Origin of the sequence: [Flexibacter] sp. ATCC 35208 (genome assembly GCF_001975825.1) — a bacterium.
Lineage (GTDB): Bacteria > Bacteroidota > Bacteroidia > Chitinophagales > Chitinophagaceae > Chitinophaga.
Map to the genome: position 1 here is coordinate 1 of NZ_MTKN01000072.1, position 19,003 is coordinate 19,003.

At 44.3% G+C, this 19,003-nt stretch carries 16 protein-coding genes, 1 tRNA gene and 1 pseudogene; 13 read left to right on the plus strand and 5 right to left on the minus strand.

What is annotated here, in order from left to right; genetic code table 11:
* The first annotated feature begins 872 nt into the window (after nucleotides 1-872).
* Nucleotides 873-1,241 (plus strand): transposase, encoded by a 369-nt coding sequence (locus BW716_RS39240; RefSeq protein ID WP_083729745.1) that lies wholly within the window; start codon nucleotides 873-875, stop codon nucleotides 1,239-1,241.
* 49 nt (nucleotides 1,242-1,290) lie between these two features.
* Here BW716_RS39240 and BW716_RS29905 read toward each other — a convergent pair whose 3' ends face one another.
* Genes BW716_RS29905 through BW716_RS29915 form a run of 3 tightly spaced genes read right to left on the minus strand, consistent with a single transcriptional unit; the run spans nucleotide 1,291 to nucleotide 2,800 of the window.
* Nucleotides 1,291-1,695: a hypothetical protein gene (locus tag BW716_RS29905; protein ID WP_083729746.1), complete on the minus strand. Its 405-nt coding sequence runs from the start codon at nucleotides 1,693-1,695 to the stop codon at nucleotides 1,291-1,293.
* A 9-nt stretch (nucleotides 1,696-1,704) separates the two neighbouring features.
* Nucleotides 1,705-2,034, minus strand: coding sequence for a hypothetical protein (locus tag BW716_RS29910; RefSeq protein ID WP_083729747.1), 330 nt, complete (start codon nucleotides 2,032-2,034; stop codon nucleotides 1,705-1,707).
* On the minus strand, nucleotides 2,024-2,800 hold the full coding sequence (locus tag BW716_RS29915; protein WP_083729748.1) for an RHS repeat domain-containing protein: 777 nt from the start codon (nucleotides 2,798-2,800) through the stop codon (nucleotides 2,024-2,026). Before BW716_RS29915 ends, BW716_RS29910 begins: the two co-directional genes overlap by 11 nt.
* Nucleotides 2,801-2,943: 143 nt before the next feature.
* Between BW716_RS29915 and BW716_RS29920 the strand changes: the two genes are divergently transcribed.
* The 4 genes and pseudogenes from BW716_RS29920 to BW716_RS39245 form a co-directional block, all read left to right on the plus strand.
* Complete coding sequence (locus BW716_RS29920) at nucleotides 2,944-3,180, plus strand: hypothetical protein (RefSeq protein ID WP_083729749.1); 237 nt, start codon at nucleotides 2,944-2,946, stop codon at nucleotides 3,178-3,180.
* A gap of 332 nt (nucleotides 3,181-3,512) precedes the next feature.
* Nucleotides 3,513-3,938: a recombinase family protein gene (locus BW716_RS29930; protein WP_083729751.1), complete on the plus strand. Its 426-nt coding sequence runs from the start codon at nucleotides 3,513-3,515 to the stop codon at nucleotides 3,936-3,938.
* Complete coding sequence (locus BW716_RS37150) at nucleotides 3,935-4,075, plus strand: hypothetical protein (protein WP_179091332.1); 141 nt, start codon at nucleotides 3,935-3,937, stop codon at nucleotides 4,073-4,075. The genes BW716_RS29930 and BW716_RS37150 overlap by 4 nt, the downstream gene beginning before the upstream one ends.
* Nucleotides 4,076-4,078: 3 nt before the next feature.
* Nucleotides 4,079-4,258 (plus strand): annotated as a pseudogene (locus BW716_RS39245) (recombinase family protein); the annotation flags it as partial.
* Nucleotides 4,259-5,006: 748 nt separating this feature from the next.
* Here the strand turns inward: BW716_RS39245 and BW716_RS29935 are convergent.
* Nucleotides 5,007-5,080 (minus strand) — tRNA-Asp (locus tag BW716_RS29935).
* Between the two features lie 168 nt (nucleotides 5,081-5,248).
* On the opposite strand from BW716_RS29935, the gene BW716_RS29940 reads away from it, so the two are divergent.
* The 8 genes from BW716_RS29940 to BW716_RS29975 all read left to right on the plus strand — a co-directional run bounded on the left by BW716_RS29940 (nucleotide 5,249) and on the right by BW716_RS29975 (nucleotide 17,207).
* A complete protein-coding gene (locus tag BW716_RS29940) occupies nucleotides 5,249-5,833 on the plus strand; it encodes an RNA polymerase sigma factor (protein ID WP_179091333.1) in 585 nt (194 codons plus the stop codon).
* Between the two features lie 273 nt (nucleotides 5,834-6,106).
* A complete protein-coding gene (locus BW716_RS29945; RefSeq protein ID WP_083729753.1) occupies nucleotides 6,107-7,240 on the plus strand; it encodes a FecR domain-containing protein in 1,134 nt (377 codons plus the stop codon).
* A 309-nt stretch (nucleotides 7,241-7,549) separates the two neighbouring features.
* Nucleotides 7,550-10,906, plus strand: a complete 3,357-nt coding sequence (locus BW716_RS29950; protein WP_083729754.1) for a TonB-dependent receptor — start codon at nucleotides 7,550-7,552, stop codon at nucleotides 10,904-10,906.
* Nucleotides 10,907-10,929: 23 nt separating this feature from the next.
* On the plus strand, nucleotides 10,930-12,483 hold the full coding sequence (locus BW716_RS29955) for a RagB/SusD family nutrient uptake outer membrane protein (RefSeq protein ID WP_083729755.1): 1,554 nt from the start codon (nucleotides 10,930-10,932) through the stop codon (nucleotides 12,481-12,483).
* An 18-nt stretch (nucleotides 12,484-12,501) separates the two neighbouring features.
* Nucleotides 12,502-13,323 carry a PKD domain-containing protein gene (locus BW716_RS29960; protein WP_083729756.1) on the plus strand — a complete coding sequence of 274 codons (822 nt, stop codon included), beginning with the start codon at nucleotides 12,502-12,504 and terminating at the stop codon, nucleotides 13,321-13,323.
* Between the two features lie 119 nt (nucleotides 13,324-13,442).
* Entirely contained in the window at nucleotides 13,443-14,294 is an 852-nt protein-coding gene (locus tag BW716_RS29965; RefSeq protein WP_083729769.1) for a family 16 glycosylhydrolase, read from the plus strand.
* Nucleotides 14,291-15,724 (plus strand): glycoside hydrolase family 30 beta sandwich domain-containing protein, encoded by a 1,434-nt coding sequence (locus BW716_RS29970; RefSeq protein ID WP_083729757.1) that lies wholly within the window; start codon nucleotides 14,291-14,293, stop codon nucleotides 15,722-15,724. Before BW716_RS29965 ends, BW716_RS29970 begins: the two co-directional genes overlap by 4 nt.
* A gap of 34 nt (nucleotides 15,725-15,758) precedes the next feature.
* Nucleotides 15,759-17,207: a glycoside hydrolase family 30 beta sandwich domain-containing protein gene (locus tag BW716_RS29975; RefSeq protein ID WP_083729768.1), complete on the plus strand. Its 1,449-nt coding sequence runs from the start codon at nucleotides 15,759-15,761 to the stop codon at nucleotides 17,205-17,207.
* A 191-nt stretch (nucleotides 17,208-17,398) separates the two neighbouring features.
* Here the strand turns inward: BW716_RS29975 and BW716_RS29980 are convergent, their stop codons facing one another.
* A complete protein-coding gene (locus BW716_RS29980) occupies nucleotides 17,399-18,994 on the minus strand; it encodes a RagB/SusD family nutrient uptake outer membrane protein (protein WP_179091334.1) in 1,596 nt (531 codons plus the stop codon).
* Nucleotides 18,995-19,003: the final 9 nt, after the last annotated feature.

Genomic DNA, 19,003 nt, shown 5'->3' on the forward strand with positions numbered 1-19,003 from the left:
TTTGTAATTGCCGATTACAAACATCTATATCGAAAAGATTATGCGAACAGGAATTATACTTTTATTTATACTGCTGTTCTCCTCTTGCTTCCGCAAGCCTATACCAGTCAGTTTCTTTCATACAGGAGAATTTACACTTGAAGATACTTCCCATAGTGCCAATGAGTATTTACAATCTTTTGAGGATGACGGATTTCCAATCTATTACCTTGGGCCTTCGAAAGATACTATCAATATTGGAACGCGTTATTGGCGGCGCGGGGAATGCAGGTTCAAAGAGTCCCCAGCATATTGCATTTTCAGATATTCAACATCTAATGTATCCGTACAAGTTGATACTTCATTTCCTGCATGCGAATCGTTGGAATATCTTAATAAAGAAAGATTCATTGACCATTATTGTGACTCAAATCATTACTATCATGCTTCAACGATCATTATACGTAATCTGTGCGATACAGCAGTGTCATTGGGGATTACCTTCAGTGTGAGCCAAATGCACAGAGAGATGCTGAATAGCCGTGGACAATGGGTAAAGGTGAATAAGAAATTGTGTGAAGAGTGGCTCTGTGGTACAGGACAGCCTAATATATATTTAATACCGGGAGAGTTGATTATCTCTAAAGTTGGCCATTTTAATGGCAAACATGCTATACCTTGTCGGTTGGCCTTGGGGCGTAGCAATGCTTTTGCTCAGGTATACTCTAATACTTTTACGGAGTGTATAAATGATAGTTTATTACACGTCGTTGAAGGGACGCGAATGTAGTCAAATAAAAAAGCCTTCAAATCATTCGACTTGAAGGCTTTAAAGCTTGCGGGCTACCGGGGACAATATTCAAACCTGTTTATGGCAGATTTATCTAAAATCCATGCTTTTATTAGCTAAATTTATTCAGAGCCAATTCCAGTTCCGCCGCAGCAGTAATAGAATCTTTGAAAAATGCTGGCGAATGGATTTATCTACGTTTTTTGGGTTCCCTGAAGGCATCAGAAAGATCATATATACAACTACCCTGATTAAAAATGTCAACCGGGGTATTCGGAAGTATACCAAAGCGAGATCCATTTTACCAAACGACCAGGCTGTAGAAAAAGTGGTGTATTTAAGTCTGATGCAGGCACAAAAAAATGGGCCATGCCCCAAAGGGAATGGCCCAATATGTTATTACAATTTATTAACAGTTTTGGTCAGGAAAGATGCAATCTTCAAATCTAAGAACGATAGTTTACACAGTTAATTTAACACTCTCTAATGGGACACCTTCTACTTTACGAAATCTTATTCTATTACTGTTGTGCCATAAAAAACATAACGCTTGTCATTGATGAAAAGGCATTCCCTTTTTCCAAATCAAGTAGATATTTATTGTTTTCCATATCTGTCAGTATAAACTGACTTCTACGGGCTTCAGGACTATCCCAGCAAAAATGTCCGTCATCGAAATCTGCAACCATAATCTCATGGCCTTCTCCATTTCGGGCAAACCTGATTCTCCTCTTAGTAATTAATACCCAATTATCTTCATCTTTTTTGTAAATAACCAGGCCTTTTTCATCCTCGGGAAGTCCTTTAAGCTGTAACGCATAGTTGCTTTCATTTTCTTCCGTTATTATTTTTGTCAACTCACCTTCGCCACCACTATTATTAAATTTTTTTAGAATAAGATGAGGTTTTTGTTCTGTTCTTTTCATTACATAAAGTTAAAAAATTAAAATCTTTGTCATCTTAATTCCTTCAGTTATGGCTTCCTGGATTACTCCAAATTTTGCCCATTTTGACGCCATTTGCTCGCTATACCTAAATGCGGGCGCGTATACAGAATAGCCATATATTTCCAGCCTTGAAGCGTGAGCGGCTCTCGCTTCCTGTTCTAGAAATTCCATAACTTGTCTCAAGCCACCAAGCTTTCCCCTTGCATCTAGGGGAAGCTCTATGGAAAAAATATGCCTTACAAAAGCACCTTCTTTCATTCCTTTTACACCCCAAATTTTAGCATTCCCTACCATTTCAATCATTCCCTTATTTTCCATGCGTATTGATATACCCAACATAATATCTTCCATTTTGAGCCCTCTCCTTGCAGTTCGAGTTGCTGCTGCAAAATTCTCCGCTTGCTGGCACTTTAACTGGCTGACTAATCTTCAGCGGTTGCAACATGTTGATCTGAGGAATTCCTTCATGACGAGCCACCACTTGCACCACCAATTGCTCATATCCCTCAGTTACAAAGTGTACGTTACTATAATCCGATGTATAAGAGATAGAATTGACAGACGCTTTCTTTGCAGAGACTTCAACCGGATTTAACCAGCTACCCCCTTTCTGACTAGCAATGCTTTGTTCATCCAGCGTATTCATCAACATCTTCAACCACCATGGTGGATCATCTCCGTGTGTATCATCACCCATTGGATCACTAAGATTCACCGGATTATCCATCATACCATTATACCCTGACATTGCAGCATACTTGGCGGCTACCGGATCAATCTGTAACCAGCGGCCCAACTGAGGGTCAAAAGTCCGATAAAAGGCATCATAAAGATCAAGCTCAAAATCTGTTATTTGTTCGATTCCGTTATACAGGAAATTATGCTGCATCCTGCCCAGCGCTTTGCTGCTCAGGCCTGTAACCTGCATACCGTAAGGATAGTATGCTTCCTCCTGTAATAAAGGACCTGTTTTATGTTGAATAACCAGATCATCGAAATAAATATCTGTATTGCTTTCATTGCTGATATATACATATAGATACCCGTTTTTACTGGCAGTAATCTGCCCGGTCAGGGCCGCCACTGCTCCAGGAGTACTAACTCTGACACTGCCACCTAATTAAGAAATTTCGACATAATTTGGGGAAATTCGACATAAAACTACACAAAACGACATAACCTGGACATTGCCTTTTTCGACGGTGGTAGATTTGTAGAAAAAAAACTATGACTAAACTCACAAGACAGGTATTTGACATACCGGCCAATATTGTGCTGGAAGTATGCAGTTTAATTTGCGAACACGAACTTGAGCATACTATCATGGAAGTAGATAACGATGAAGATACAATCAGTCTTGAATTACAGTATAGTAAACAAGACAGGAAAGTTATTCATAAGATAGAGGATATGATAGCTGATAACAGTGATGAAGATGAAGATGATGACGAGGATGAATATTAATATCCGCAATAGGGAGTGTAACTAAGTTTATACTCCCTATTACATTATGAGTATTATTTTTTCATTTCAATTTCTTCCTATGTGCAACACTGAGTTTACTGAACCATCAGAAAATACTGAAAGCCTTAATATATCAGATCCTGAGATTTTAAATATACTTAAAATATTTGCGAGGATTCTACTATCTGTTAACCACTCAAAACCCATTGAGACACCAGTTGTAGATCTTAATCCAACACCTGAAAAATTAGCCGCATGAGTATTATTAACGCTTTAAACAATTTGGGAACTATTCCAAAAAAAAACCTGTTAAAGTAGCCGTACAGGCAGCAGTGGTATATACCAGGGTATCCAGTAAGGAACAGGCAGACCATAATCTAAGCCTGGATGTTCAGCGTAAATCAATCGAAGAATCTGCCCGCAAGAACAATCTGGGTATTATTGGTTACTTCGGAGGTACTTATGAAAGCGCAAAAACCGATGGTCGTAAAGAGTTTAATCGGATGTTGGATTTTATTAAAACTCGCAAGGGGAAAGTGAGCCATATATTGGTTTATACACTTGATCGTTTCTCCCGAACGGGAGGTGCTGCTATTAAATTAGCCGAGGAATTAAGGGAGAATTATGGTGTTACCATATTTGCAATAACTCAGCCCACAGATACATCTAATCCTAGTGGTGTATTGCATCAGAATATCACCTTTTTTTTAGTCAGTACGATAATCAGCTGCGTAAGCAAAAAGCAGTTGCCGGGATGATTGAAAAGTTTGACAAAGGCATTTGGGTAACTAAGCCGCCACAGGGATATGATATTGTGAAGATCAACGACCAGCGTAAAATTGTTGTGAACGAAGTAGGTAAAAAGATAAAGAAGGCATTTATCTGGAAGTCTTAGGGAATGAAGAATGAGGAAATTATTTCCAGACTGAATGCTATGGGAGTAAAAATGTATAAGCAGCAGTTGACTAAGATATTTAAACGGCCTTTCTATTGCGGTATGATTAACCACGGGCTATTGGAGGGTAAAATAGTCGAAGGTGACCATGAGAAGATGATAAGCCCTGAAATCTTTTTAAAGGTCAATAACATTCATCAGGGTTCGGGTGGATACGGAGTACCACACAAAAAAGAACAAGATGCTGTACCCCTTAAAATCTTCATTAAATGCGATACCTGTAATCAGCCATTTACAGGATATGTAGTCAAAGCAAAATCCCTATGGTATTACAAGTGCCGAAAGGATGGTTGTAAATGCAATAAAAGCGCTAAAAGAATGCACGAACTATTTGAGCAGTTGTTAAGTCTATTTTGTTTGGATGATAGTCAGATAGAACCCCTAAGAAATGTACTTATTGAGGAGTATTATGAAATGAACAGGGAAAACATTGAACAACAGAAAATATTAACCGCCCAATTAAAGGAGGTCGATAACAAGATCGACGGCTTGGAGGAAAGTAGGTATGTATTAAAAGAAATAGGGCAGGAAACATTTGATAAGTTTTATTCCCGGTATAGTAAGGAGCGGAATCTCATTTCCACCAAACTGGAAAAATGTTCAGGAAGTATTTCGAACCCTGAAAAAGTAATAAACCAAGCCATATCACTTTCTGCCAATCTCGCTATGGTATGGAGTTCCAGTAACACAGGTGCAAAAGAAAAACTCCAAACTCTCATCTTCCCCGACGGAATCATCTACGACCGCCAAAATGAGTCATTTCGAACTCCTAAAGTCAATTACATTTTCTCACGGATTGCCCACCTGTTGGGCAATCCACCCCAAAACGAAAAAGGGACCGATCATCATTTAGATAATCAGTCCCTCTTAGCGGACCAGACGGGACTCGAACCCGCGACCTCCGCCGTGACAGGGCGGCATTCTAACCAACTGAACTACTGATCCTTACACCCCGTTTTCTCTGTGTCGGGGGTGCAAATATATGCACTTTTATTTCAAATGTGCAAATAATTTATATAAAAATCTTTCCCTACCCGCAATCCCATCTTTTCTTTAGCTTTACACCCTCCGGGGGCAGGAGCCAAAACGATTTGATTTTTAACTATGGATCGTATGCCATCAGAAGAAGAAGTACTGATCAAAATGAAGCAGGGAGATGAAGCTGCATTCTCAACTATCTACCGTCATTATCACGCTTCTCTTTACATATACCTCTTACGGTTTTGCAAAATACCTTCCCTGGCAGAAGACCTCGTCCATGACGTATTTCTGAAAATCTGGGAAATCAGGGACCGTATAAATCCTCAATTGTCTTTTTCAGGATACCTGTATCGTATTGCCCGTAACCACGTCATTAAAACAATTGACAAACTGGCCACCGACCAGGCTATGCGGGAACAACTGTTCGCTCAGCTTAATGAACCCGTTTCCTCCACACCAGAACAAATGGTCAGAGCCAAAGAATATGACAGGCTTTTTCAGGAAGCATTGGCCCAAATGCCACCACAACGGTTACGGGTATTCCAACTCTGCCGGCAGGAAGGAAAAAGCTATGACGAAACTGCTGAACTACTCGGCATCTCCCGCAATGCTGTAAAAAAACACATGGTGCTGGGTATGCGCTTTATTTATGAATATGTTCATCGCTATGGCGATATCATGGTCGCTATTTACGTAGCCCAAAACCTCCTCTCCTAAAAAAGCACTCCTAAAAACAGCTCCCCCAAACACCTCCCCAAAAATGCTCTCTTAAAATACACTCTTAAAATACTCCTCTAAAAAGCAGCCCCCTAAATCCTCTCCTAAAAAGACTATCAACCCCATCCTGAAAAATCCCCCACTAACCCCTCCAAAATCTCCTTCCTAAAATCCCCTCTCACCCTCCCTCCAAAAATCTTAAAAAATATTTTCCCCCCGAGGTACCCTAAACTATCATTTCCGGATAATATATATAGACACCTATATAAACTTATGTCAACAACCACGGAACATTACGAAAAACTGTTAGCAAAATACCTTGACGGTCAATGTAATGCAGCTGAAACTGCCGAGCTTTACTCCTGGCTACAAGCCTCCGGCTCACACCGTGCGCTGTTGAAAACCATGCAACAGGAATTTCAAAAAGCCCTCGACACTCAGCCGGAAATCCCCGCTGAAATCTCCGATCGCATTGAAACCAAACTGCTGCAATCCATTACTACAAAGAAAGTCCGCACCCTCTGGTATTACGTTGCAGGCGCTGCCTCCATCGCCGCCGCCGTACTCCTCTTAATAATATTTAAACAACCTGCCACCCAACCCGCGAACACTCAAATCGCAACAACCTCCGTCGCCCCCGGCACCAACAAAGCCATCCTCACCCTCTCCAATGGCTCCACCGTCATCCTCGACTCTGCCGGTAACCAAACCATCCTTCAGGGCGCTACCACCGTACTCCAAAAAAATGGTCAGTTGCAATACGCTGCTAAAGCTACCGACGATGCCATCGTATACAACACCCTGACCGTTCCCCGTGGCGGTCAGTTCAACATAATTCTGCCCGACGGCAGCCATGTATGGCTCAATGCCGCCAGCAGCCTCCGCTATCCTACCTCCTTCAATGGAAAAGAAAGAAGAGTGGACATCTCCGGCCAGGGATACTTCGAAGTCAGTCCCAACGCCAAACAACCCTTCATCGTCCAGGTCAATAACATGGAAGTACAGGTACTCGGTACCGCCTTCGACATCATGGCCTATTCAGATGAAAAAAGCGTAAACACAACGCTTGTACAGGGAGCCGTAAAAGTGAACGACAAACGCCTCTTCCCCGGTCAGCAAGCCGTAATGGACCCATCCACGGGCCAGATCACCATCCGCGAAGCAGACGTAGAACAAGTTATCGCATGGAAAACCGGCTTCTTTGAATTCGACAACGCCCGCCTGTCAGACATCTTAAGACAGCTCTCCAGGTGGTACGACATAGATATTAATTACGATCAGAAAGGAAACGAAAAGCTTCTCGGCGGCCGTATCAGCCGAAGCCTTCCCCTCACTGACATCCTCCATATGCTGGAAGCAAATGGACCCGTATTCGAACTTGTTGGAAGAAAATTAACTGTCAAATAAGGCTGGTATTCCACGTAAAATACGCCAGTCATTCATAAACCTAAAACAACGTTATGGAAGTAGCAGAAACAAATTAATCATGTGTGGCCGTACATAAAAAAACCGGAAGCGCTTGCAACACTCCCGGTAAATAATGTCTGGGCCCAAAAAGAAAACAACATCCCGTTACGAATTATTGATTTCAAATTTCCCAAACACTACAAAAGTATGGATTTAAACTTATGTGGTAGGGTTTCCTATTCCCGGAAGCTCTCATCAACCAAAAATTATTTCGGAATCCACGTTTTCCGAAGTCAAATTTTACTCGTTATGAAACTGACTACCTTTTTGTTGCTAGTGGCCTGCCTGCAGATCAGCGCAAAAGGATTATCTCAGCAAATATCCCTGTCTGAAACTAAAGCACCCCTCAAAAAGGTGTTAAAATCAGTAGCACGTCAGGCGGGTATTTCCATCATTTATGATGAAGATTTGCTGGCTTCCGCTCATCCTGTTACTATAGAGGTTAAAAACGTACCAGTACGACAAGTCCTGGATATGGCACTCGCAGATCAGCCCTTCTCCTATGTGGTGGATGGCTCCCGCATCATTGTCAAAAGTCTGCCCGAAACAAAACCTGCTGATGTTGATACTATTATCACCGTTACCGGCCGTATCACGGATGAAAAAGGTGACCCTTTACCCGGCACCAGCATCCGTATAAAAGATAGCAAAAGTGGTGCTGTGACAGATGGTACAGGTTCCTATTCTATCAAGGTACCTCCCGGCTCTACCCTGATCGTAAGCGCTGTGGGCTTTGAACCTGTCAACTGGGCAGTGACTAAGTCATCTATGAACTTTATCCTGAAAATATCACAGACTGCCCTCACCGAAACTGTGGTAGTTGGTTATGGTGTACAAAAGAAAAGTGTTGTCACCGGCGCCATCTCCAGTGTAAGAGCTGCTGACCTGGAAAGCCAGCCTGTTACCCGCCTCGAAGGTGCCCTCCAGGGCCGTACTTCAGGTGTTACCATCGCTGCCGGTTCTGGTCAGCCAGGTTCCAGCGCTACTGTACGTGTGAGAGGTCTCACTACTTTTAATAACAACGATCCTCTCTGGGTGATTGATGGAGTGGTGGTCGATAATGGCGGTATCGGTTACTTAAACCAATACGATATCGAATCTATCGAAGTATTGAAAGATGCTGCTTCCCAGGCTATTTATGGTGCACGTGCTGCTGCGGGTGTAATCCTCGTGACTACCAAAAAAGGTAAAGCCGGTACCCTGCAGGTCAACTACAATGGTTACTATGGTAACTCTGAACCTGCCCGCAAACTGAAGCTCCTCAATGCTACGCAATATGCTACCCTGCGTAATGAAGCTTCTGTAGCTGCCGGCAATGGCATCGTCTACGCTGATCCTGCTTCTTTAGGTAAAGGCACCGACTGGCAATCCCTCATCTTCAACAACAGCGCTGCGCGCCAAAACCATGAAGTGAGTGTAAGCGGCGGTAATGATAAGTCTACTTTCTATTCCTCTTTCGGTTACCTGAAACAGGATGGTATCGTTGCTACTGACATCTCTAAATACGAACGCATCAACCTGCGTCTGAACTCTACACACAAACTGTCCAAATACGTAACCCTCGGCGAAAACGTTGGCTATGCTTACGACAAAGCCCTGGGTGTAGGTAATACCAACAGCGAATTCGGTGGCCCGCTCAGTTCCGCTATCAACCTGGATCCAATTACGCCTGCCGTAATTACGGATCCTGCTGTAGCCGCTGCCGCACCTTATACCAATACCGGTATTCGCCGCGATAAGAATGGTAATCCTTATGGTATTTCCAGCGCTGTAGGACAGGAGATCACGAACCCACTCGCCTATATTTCCACACGTCTGGGTAACTATAACTGGTCACACAACATCGTAGGTAATACCTACCTGGAAATAGTGCCTGTTAAAGGTTTGAAACTCCGCTCTACCCTCGGTACTAAAATCGCCTTCTGGGGATCTGAGACTTTCACACCCATCTCTTACCTGAACTCATCTACCATCTCTTCCCGTACTTCTTTTTCACGTAATCAGAATTCAGGATTTGCATGGAATATAGAAAATACCGCTTCTTATACTAAAGATATCCGTAAGAACTCCTTCACCATCCTCTTAGGTCAGGGCGCTTATATGGACAACCGTACAAGAGCGACCACCGTTACTTTCTACGACGTGCCTGCTAACACTTTTGAAGAAGCAAGCATGAACTTCAAAGTAGCTTCCGACAACCGTACTTCTGACGGTAGTGAAGGCGCTGACCACAGGATCTCTTCCCTCTTTGCCCGTGTCAATTACGCTTACGATGAAAAGTACCTCATTGAAGGTATCGTACGTCGTGATGGTTCTTCCCGCTTCGGTGCCAATAACAAGTATGGTACTTTCCCATCCTTCTCACTGGGTTGGAATATCTCTAAAGAAGGCTTCTGGCCCCAACAGAACCTCGTAAACTTCCTCAAACTGAGAGGTGGCTATGGTGTGGTGGGTAATGATAACATCGGTGACTTTGCCTACCTGTCTACCATCGGTAGCGGCAGAAACTATGCCTTCGGTAATTCCGGTAGCTACCAGATCGGTTACAGTCCGAATGCCCCTTCTAACCCTGACCTGAAATGGGAATCTACCAGTCAGACAAACGTTGGTTTTGAAGCCACTGTTTACAACGACTTCAGAGTCGCTTTCGACTGGTATAAAAAGGTGACTAAAGACATCTTGCAGAACCCACGCATTCCTTCATACGTTGGTGCAATCTCTAACCCTGCTGCGAACGTAGCTGATATGGAGAACACCGGTGTGGAACTGGAACTGGGGTATCATAAAAAGGTAGGCGAAGTAGACCTGAATGTAAATGCGAACGTTTCTTATACAACTAACAAAGTAACCAACCTGGGTACTGGTATCAAATACCTCTCCGGTGGTCAGACGTTCCAGTCTTCCAGCTATCCTATCACCCGTACCGCCCTTGGTCAGCCACTGAATAGCTTCTATGGTTTCAAGACAAATGGCATCTTCCAGAACCAGTCCGAAGTTGATAATTACACCAGCAAAGCAGGTGGTAAAATTCAACCTGATGCAAAACCCGGTGATTTCCGTTGGGTAGATACTGATGGTGATGGTACGATCACAGAAGCTGACCGTCAGTTCCTCGGTAATCCTACACCTACCTGGACTTACGGTGGTACCATCAATGCTGCTTACAAAGGCATCGACATCGTAGTATTCATTCAGGGTTCCGCTGGCAACAAGATCTTCCAGGGCCTTCGTCGCCTGGATATCCTGAATGCAAACTGGCAGACAAAAGCCCTGGGTCGCTGGACTGGCGAAGGTTCTACAAACGATTATCCAAGGCTGATATCTACTGATCCTAACAGAAACTTTACCAATCCTTCCGATTTCTATCTGGAAAATGGTAGCTATTGCAGAATCAAATCTTTACAACTGGGTTACTCCATTCCTAACACGATCACCAAAAGAGTGGGCATCGAGAAATTCAGAATTTATGTAATGAGCGAAAACCTGCTCACATTCACTAAGTACACCGGTTATGATCCTGAAATCGGAGGTGGCGTATTCAGCATCGACAGAGGTATCTACCCTCAGGCAAGATCCTTCATGCTGGGTGTTAACGCTACTTTCTGATAAACTGATAAAAGCAAATTACAATGAAGAAAAAATACATTCCACATATATTGACATTCGCTATAGGCCTGCAAATAATGAGCGGCTGTAGCAATAGTTTCCTTGAAGTAAAACCAAAAGGCACTGACCTCGAAGCGAACTATTACAAAGATCAGACTGAGGCCTTCAACGGGCTGGTAGCTTGTTATGATGTAGTAGGCTGGCAGGGTGGTAACTATGTAACCAAAGTTGGTGCCATGAACGCCGGTTCTGACGACCACTATGCAGGTGGTGGTGGTGCCAATGACGTAACCGCTTTCCAGGTATTCGCCAACTATACTCTCACACCTGATCAGGGACCACAGGATGAACTCTGGAAGAAAGGTTTCTCTGGTATCTTCCGTGCAAACACACTGCTGGAAAAGCTCCCTGGTGTACCCATGGACGAAGCGACCAAAGCCCGTTATACTGCGGAAGCAAAATACCTCCGTGCATTTTTCTACTTCGACCTGGTACGTTTATTCAAAAATATACCACTCTTCACCAAACCTGTTTCTACCAGCGACATGTACAACGTGTTGCAGGCGACTCCTGAAGATGTGTACAAACAAATTGAAACAGACCTGCAGGATGCCATTGCAGAAACCAATCTGCCTGATCAGGTACCTATTGCTACCGAAGGTGGTCGTGCTACCAAAGGTGCTGCACACGCGCTGTTAGGTAAAGTATATCTCTATGAACAAAAATATAGCGCTGCTGCAACAGAACTGGCCGAAGTAAATGGTACAGTGCCAGGTAGCACCAATTCAAAATATGGTTATAACCTGCTGGCTAACTTTGCCGATCTCTGGAAGTCAGACAATGGTTCCAAGTATAACAGCGAGTCTATTTTCGAAGTAGCATTTACAGCTAGTTCCGCAGGCTCATGGGATTGCGTGTCTTGTACAGAAGGTAATGTGCTGAACATTATGGTGGGCCCAAGAGGTTACAAAGCATTGAAAGCAGGTGCCCCTGATTACGTATCAGGATGGAGTTTCCTCGTAGTGACCAAAGAACTGTTTGATGCCATTCACTACGATCCCCGTTATAATGCAACCGTTGCCAACCTGGATAGCTTACAGGCCAATGGCATTGCCAGCTATGAACCTGGTTATAAAAATACCGGTTACTTCCTGCAAAAGCTCATTGGTTTTAACTACAATAAAACTACCGGTGGTGGTAATATTGAGTTGAACTTTCCACAGGATCTGTACGAAATCCGCTTAGCTGATACGTACCTCATGGAAGCAGAAGCACTCGTGAAAGCAGGACAAGGTGGTGGCGCCGGTACCCGTGCTTATCAGTTGCTGAATGCAGTACGCGCCCGCGTAGGTCTTACTGCTATCGAAGCGACAGATGACAACATCTTCAATGAAAGAAGACTGGAACTGGCTGGCGAAGGCCATCGCTGGTTCGACCTGGTACGTACTGGCAGAGCACCTTCCGTACTCGGTAGCCGTGGCTTTATTGCTGGTAAGCATGAGATATTGCCAATTCCACTGTTAGAGTTGGAAAATACAAAGCTGGAACAAAGCAAAGAATGGGGAGGAACTAAATAACACATCAAACCGATTTACATGAAACGCTATATAGGTACTTTGGCAGTGGCAGCGATGTTGTCCTGCGCTATGCCGGCTTGTACGCCGGAATCATCCACAAAGGAGCTGGGCGCTTTGCCTACTGCCTCTTTCACCGCTACACCCATATCGTCCAATCCGAATAGGGTAGTGGTCACTTCTACTACCAAAGGAGGCTTTATCTGGAACTGGACGATCAGCGATGGTACGACTGCCACAGGGGAATTTGACACACTGCATTTCTCTAAAGCAGGAGAGTATACGGTTCAACTCACCGTATTCACAAATGGTGGTTATGCCACTACTGCACAGAAACTCACGATTGCCAATGATGCACCCACAAAAGATTTGCTGAATGCAACAGACTGGACGATCCTGAATACAGGGGGTACACAAACTACTATCACCAATACAAATGGTACATTGAATTTCTCTAACACCGGCAATACCAATGGTGCAATCTACCAGATGGTAATGGTAAAAGCACACACTCCTTATACCGTTGCTGCTAATATCAAAGGTGCCGGTGCTACCAACAGCTGGTTGGAAGTATATTGTGACACCATCGCGCCAGTTCAGGGCAAAGATTATGGTGGAACAAAATACATAGCCATGAATACATGGTCCGGTTGCGGTTCCATTCCATTCGATGGTAACATCGCTGAAATAGGCTGTGATGGCGGTGGAAAAGGAAAGAATGGCTATATGGAATTTTCCAAAGCTGATACAGCCTGGGTAGTGATAAAAGGCGGTAGCTCCGGTGGTACATTGGGTACTGGCGGGATGACGCTTTCTAATATTCAATTCCTCGAAGAACAATAATTTTAACTCTTATCAGCTGTTTTTTGGAGCTGCCGAAAACAGCTCCAAAAAAACAGCCAAACCCGATTTTGATTGCTGCCGAAGGTGGCAATCAAAATCGGGAAATTCAATCCACGCTTATGCTCGCAAGATATCTCCCTCTTCTCCTTCTCTTCTTCACCTCCTGCTCCGGCAAAGGAAGTACCGATACTACCTCCACCGGGCCTGTCACCCCCACATCCCCCGTCGATAGTGGCTGGACCTTCGAATCCACTCCCACCTGGGCAGATGAATTCGACTACTCCGGCGCTCCCGACCCCAACAAATGGGGCTACGACCTGGGTGGCAGTGGCTGGGGTAACAACGAGCTGGAATATTACACCAACTCCACCGACAATGCCAGCGTGGCAAACGGTGTACTGAGCATCACTGCCAGAAAAGAAACAAAAGAAAACAGAAATTACACATCTTCCAGGATGGTCACCACCAACAAAGGAGACTGGCTCTACGGCCGTTTTGAAATCAAAGCAAAACTCCCCGCCGGCAAAGGCACCTGGCCTGCCATCTGGATGCTACCTACGGACTGGGCATATGGCGACTGGCCTAAATCAGGCGAAATCGACATCATGGAACATGTAGGTTACGACCCCGGAAATGTCCATATCAGTGCCCACACAGAAGCTTATTATTTCAAACTAAACACCCAGAAAACAAGTACGAAAAAGGTAGACAACGTCACCTCCGCCTTCCACCTCTACCGATTAGACTGGACACCATATGCCCTTAGGGGGTATATCGATGACATGCTGGTATTCCAATTTGTAAATGAAGGGAAAGGGTACACTGTATGGCCATTCGACAAACGCTTCCACATCCTCCTGAACCTCGCTGTAGGCGGTGACTGGGGTGGGATTCAGGGCGTAGATGACAGCATCTTTCCCGTAGCGATGGAAGTCGATTATGTAAGGGTATATAAAATGAAAAGTAAATGAGACTAAACCATATATTTTGCTCCCTGCTCTTCTGCTTTGCCAGTTGTAAGGGAGGTAGCAATGATACGACTACCATCATAGTCCCACCTCCCGTAGGTGAATTAACTACTGACGTCACTTTCTGGCTCACCAAAGCAGATAAAAGTGTACTGCTGTCAAAGCAAAACGTCAGTCTGCTATTTAAAGATACCGTCAATGTGTATCCTACTATTAAGGTAGAAGACGGCACCACTTATCAATCTATCGATGGTTTCGGTTATTGCCTCACCGGTGGTAGCGCTACACTCATTAATAAGTTGCCATCTACCACCCAGGATGCCCTGCTCAAAGAATTATTCGCTACCGACAGTGGATGCATCGGCGTTAGTTATCTCCGCATCAGCATCGGTGCCTCTGACCTGAGTGCAGCACCTTTTACATACGATGACATGCCTACCGGTCAGACGGATGTAAACCTTGCCCAGTTCAGCATCAGCAAAGAACAAACCGACCTGATACCAGTACTGAAAAAGATCATCGCCATCGCACCGAATATCAAAATACTCGGCTCTCCATGGTCTGCACCAGTATGGATGAAAGATAACGGTGGCTTTGTAGGTGGTAGTCTCAAACCTGAATACTACGACACCTATGCGCAATACTTTGTAAAATACATCCAGGCTATGAAAGCGGAAGGCATCACTATCGACGCGATCACTCCGCAAAATGAACCTTTGCATGGGGGCAACAACCCCAGTATGGTCATGCAGGCTACTGAACAGGCAACATTTATTAAGTCTGCTTTAGGCCCCGCATTTAAATCAGCAGGTATCACGACGAAGATCATCGCCTACGATCACAACGCTGACAGACCTGATTATCCTGCCACAGTACTACAGGATGCAGATGCCAAACAATATGTAGATGGCTCCGCATTTCACTTGTATGGCGGTGATATCAGTGCATTGACACAGGTCCATAATGCATTTCCAGATAAAAATGTCTACTTTACAGAGCAATGGGTAGGTGCCCCTGGTGATTTTGCTTCTAATCTGCAATGGCATATAACAAATCTCATCGTCGGTGCCACCCGCAACTGGAGCCGGAATGTGCTGGAATGGAATCTGGCTTCCGACCCTAACTATAATCCACATACTGATGGAGGCTGCAGTACCTGTATGGGTGCACTCACTATCAGTGCCGACGTTACGAGGAATGTATCTTATTATATTATAGCACATGCATCAAAGTTCGTAAGGCCCGGTTCCACGAGGATTGCTACCAATGTCACCAGCCAGCTGGACAATGTGGCGTTCAAAACGCCTGATGGGAAAAGAGTATTAATTGTGATCAATAATGCCAACGCTCCCCAATCATTCAACATCCAGTTCAATGGCAAAGTCGTTACGTCCACGTTGACAAATGGTGCCGTAGGTACTTATATCTGGTAAGATGAACACGTTTAAACTGGTAATAATTAAAACAATGAAGAGAGCAATTTTGGCTGGGCTGTTGCTGGCGACTTACGCCGGTTACGCAAAAGGTCCTCAACCGGGAGATACCCTTTCCCGCAAAACAGTGACCGTTTACACTACAGCCGCGAGTACACAGTTAAGAATGTCAGCAACGGATAAGTTATCATTTACCTCGGCAAAGCAACCGTTTGAAACGGATGCCTGTATTTTCGTAGATCCTGCAAAGACCTTTCAGACCATGACCGGTATTGGTGGTGCACTGACAGATGCTTCTGCAGAAGTGTTTGCAAAACTCCCGAAGGACAAGCAGGCAGAACTCCTGAAAGCTTATTTTGATCCCGTAAATGGCATTGGCTATACATTGGCCCGTACCAATATTCATAGCTGCGATTTTTCCAGCGATAGCTATACATATATTGAGGAAGGGGATAGTACGTTGAAGACATTCAATGTAAAGCATGATATGACTTACCGCGTTCCGTTTATCAAAGCTGCCATTGCAGCTGCAGGCGGTAAGCTCACTCTCTTTGCAAGTCCATGGAGCCCTCCGGCATTTATGAAAGATAATGGTAGTATGCTGCATGGTGGTAAACTCCTGCCTCGTTACTATCAGGCATGGGCAAATTACTATGTGAAGTTCATTAAGGCATACGAATCTCTCGGTATTCCGGTATGGGGTTTAAGTGTGCAGAATGAGCCGATGGCAAAACAGATATGGGAATCCTGCAACTTTACTGCTGAAGAAGAAAGAGATTTCATCAGGTATTATTTAGGTCCCACCTTACAACGTGCCGGTATGAGCACGAAGAAACTCATCGCATGGGATCATAACCGTGACCTGATCTATCACCGTGCCAGCACAATTCTCGAAGACCCTGCAGCTGCAAAGTTTGTTTGGGGTATTGGTTACCACTGGTATGAAACATGGACTGGTAGCACCATGGAATTCGATAATGTACGCAAAGTAAAAGAAGCATTTCCTGATAAGAACCTCATCTTCACAGAAGGTTGTGTAGAAGCGTTCAAACTGGATAAAGTCAATGATTGGGCACTGGGTGAGCGTTATGGCACCTCTTTATTGAATGATTTCAATAGTGGTACAGTCGCCTGGACTGACTGGAATATCCTACTGGATGAGAAAGGTGGTCCTAATCACGTAGGTAATTTCTGTTTTGCACCTGTGCATGCAGATACAAAGACGGGTGATCTGATTTATACGAATGCTTATTACTACATGGGGCATTTTTCTAAATTCATTCGTCCTGGTGCAAAGCGTATCGTCGCATCTTCAAACAGGAGTGATCTCCAAACGACTGCTTTTGTAAATAAAGATGGTAAGACGGTAGTAGTGGTACTGAATACAAGTGATAAAGAATTCGCTTATAAGCTGTGGATAAAAGGGAATAGTACAGATGTAAAGAGTTTACCACACTCAATTGAAACCTTAGTGATCAACTAGTAATTTATACTTCGCTAATTAATACTTCGTGCTTTATGGTGCTTGCCTGAGGGCAAGCACCATAAAGCACGCGAGCCGATCGAACTGTTCGCGAAGCGAACGGTTCGATCGGCTCAACAAAATCAAACGGCTAAAAACTAAAAGCCCCGCCTCAACCGAGGCGGGGCTTTTAGTTTTATACACCACACGACTTAATTCTTATCCCACCACATATGCGTAGCCGCATTATCAGCCCCACCTAACAATGAAATCCCCTTATTCAACTCCGTCGCATTCGTATTATACTCCTGCTGTGGATAAGGTAACCTTCTCACACCTTCCGCATCACTCACCACACCTGAACTCTGGTTATGCGCCACAGGGAACAATTTAGGATACCCTGTTCTCCTATGCTCTGTCCACGCTTCCTGACCCTCAGGGAACATCGCAATCCATTTCTGTGTAATAATCCTTTCCATTTTCACATCCGTACTTGCAGCATCATCCCACTGAATAGTAATAGTAGACTGTGCCTCCTTATCATTAGCACTATTCTTCGGATCAACATAAGCCGCAGGCGTACTTGTAGCATCACTCAGATAACTACCAATCGTTGCACTCCACTGGTTCATAGAAGTAGTAATACCTTCATTGTACAGCTCCTGTGCACTCCCACCTGCATTCGCCCAACCACGTACCGCAGCTTCTGCTCTCAGAAAGTATACTTCCGCAGCCGTCATAATCTGCACAGGTGTAGCCAGTGAAAATGAAGAACCCAGTGCAGAATACCCGAGATAATCATCTTTGGTATTAGAACTGGTCACCGCACCCAAACGGATACCAATATATTGTGAAGTAATTTTGGAATCTGTAGACATACCCAGGTACTTGCTGATCCTTGGGTCATTGTACCCATTCAGATAACAGGCAATATCAGCACCTATACGGGTATCGCCCCAGTTCCTGTCGATATACACCAGCGGGTTCGTAAAGCTGCCACCCAATTGTACATTCATGTTACCACTGTTAGCAGTGATCACACCACCATTGGAAGGATTCAGTGCTTTCTCTGCCTGCGCCTGTGCAGTAGTTGCATCCGCTTTCACAATGTGCATTGCTAAGCGCAGACGAAGAGAGTTGGCAAACTGTAACCACTTCGTGAAGTTACCGCTATACACCAGGTCGAAGTTCGCAAAGGTGAAAGGCAGTGAATCAGCATTGTTGATATAGCTCTGCAGGTTGGCAGTAGCAGTATCCAGCTCCAGGAAAAAACGTTTGTAAATATCTTCCTGGCTGTCATAAGGCAGATCCGTCTTTGAACTTCCCGCCTGGCTGTACGGAATAGGACCATAGATGTCAGTCACACGGCTCATACCTGCTACCCGTATAATCTGTGCTACCGCCCATACTGCAGGATATGCAGTATCGATACGGTTAGTACGTAGTTTGGAGATAGGAGACATGATGTTCAGATAACCTACTTTAAATGCCTCACCATTCCATCCTGTCATCATAAAGTAGTTGGTATTATTCAGACCACCATTGAACGGGTTGGGAGACATAAAGTAACCTGAAAACATATCCGCATTCAGGTTCTGCTGCACCTGGTAGGAGTTAGGGTCGCCACCACCGGAAAAGTTGATGATGGAACGCTCTGCCTGCAACAGGTAAATACCCACATCATTAAAGTCAGGTTTCAGCTGACCAGTGGAAACACCTGTATTATCCGTATTATAATCCTCAAAGTTCTTCGTACATGCAGTAGCACCCAGGAGTAGTACTGCAATAATTATATAGTAGCGTTTCATTTTTTCGAT

What these genes read in the sequence shown, in the direction of transcription:
- BW716_RS39240 (WP_083729745.1), top strand. Translation starts at nt 873, where the DNA reads ATGCTTTTATTAGCTAAATTTATTCAGAGCCAATTCCAGTTCCGCCGC.
- BW716_RS29905 (WP_083729746.1), bottom strand. Translation starts at nt 1,695, where the DNA reads ATGAAAAGAACAGAACAAAAACCTCATCTTATTCTAAAAAAATTTAAT.
- BW716_RS29910 (WP_083729747.1), bottom strand. Translation starts at nt 2,034, where the DNA reads ATGGAAAATAAGGGAATGATTGAAATGGTAGGGAATGCTAAAATTTGG.
- BW716_RS29920 (WP_083729749.1), top strand. Translation starts at nt 2,944, where the DNA reads ATGACTAAACTCACAAGACAGGTATTTGACATACCGGCCAATATTGTG.
- BW716_RS37150 (WP_179091332.1), top strand. Translation starts at nt 3,935, where the DNA reads ATGATTGAAAAGTTTGACAAAGGCATTTGGGTAACTAAGCCGCCACAG.
- BW716_RS29940 (WP_179091333.1), top strand. Translation starts at nt 5,249, where the DNA reads ATGCCATCAGAAGAAGAAGTACTGATCAAAATGAAGCAGGGAGATGAA.
- BW716_RS29945 (WP_083729753.1), top strand. Translation starts at nt 6,107, where the DNA reads ATGTCAACAACCACGGAACATTACGAAAAACTGTTAGCAAAATACCTT.
- BW716_RS29950 (WP_083729754.1), top strand. Translation starts at nt 7,550, where the DNA reads ATGAAACTGACTACCTTTTTGTTGCTAGTGGCCTGCCTGCAGATCAGC.
- BW716_RS29955 (WP_083729755.1), top strand. Translation starts at nt 10,930, where the DNA reads ATGAAGAAAAAATACATTCCACATATATTGACATTCGCTATAGGCCTG.
- BW716_RS29960 (WP_083729756.1), top strand. Translation starts at nt 12,502, where the DNA reads ATGAAACGCTATATAGGTACTTTGGCAGTGGCAGCGATGTTGTCCTGC.
- BW716_RS29965 (WP_083729769.1), top strand. Translation starts at nt 13,443, where the DNA reads ATGCTCGCAAGATATCTCCCTCTTCTCCTTCTCTTCTTCACCTCCTGC.
- BW716_RS29970 (WP_083729757.1), top strand. Translation starts at nt 14,291, where the DNA reads ATGAGACTAAACCATATATTTTGCTCCCTGCTCTTCTGCTTTGCCAGT.
- BW716_RS29975 (WP_083729768.1), top strand. Translation starts at nt 15,759, where the DNA reads ATGAAGAGAGCAATTTTGGCTGGGCTGTTGCTGGCGACTTACGCCGGT.
- BW716_RS29980 (WP_179091334.1), bottom strand. Translation starts at nt 18,994, where the DNA reads ATGAAACGCTACTATATAATTATTGCAGTACTACTCCTGGGTGCTACT.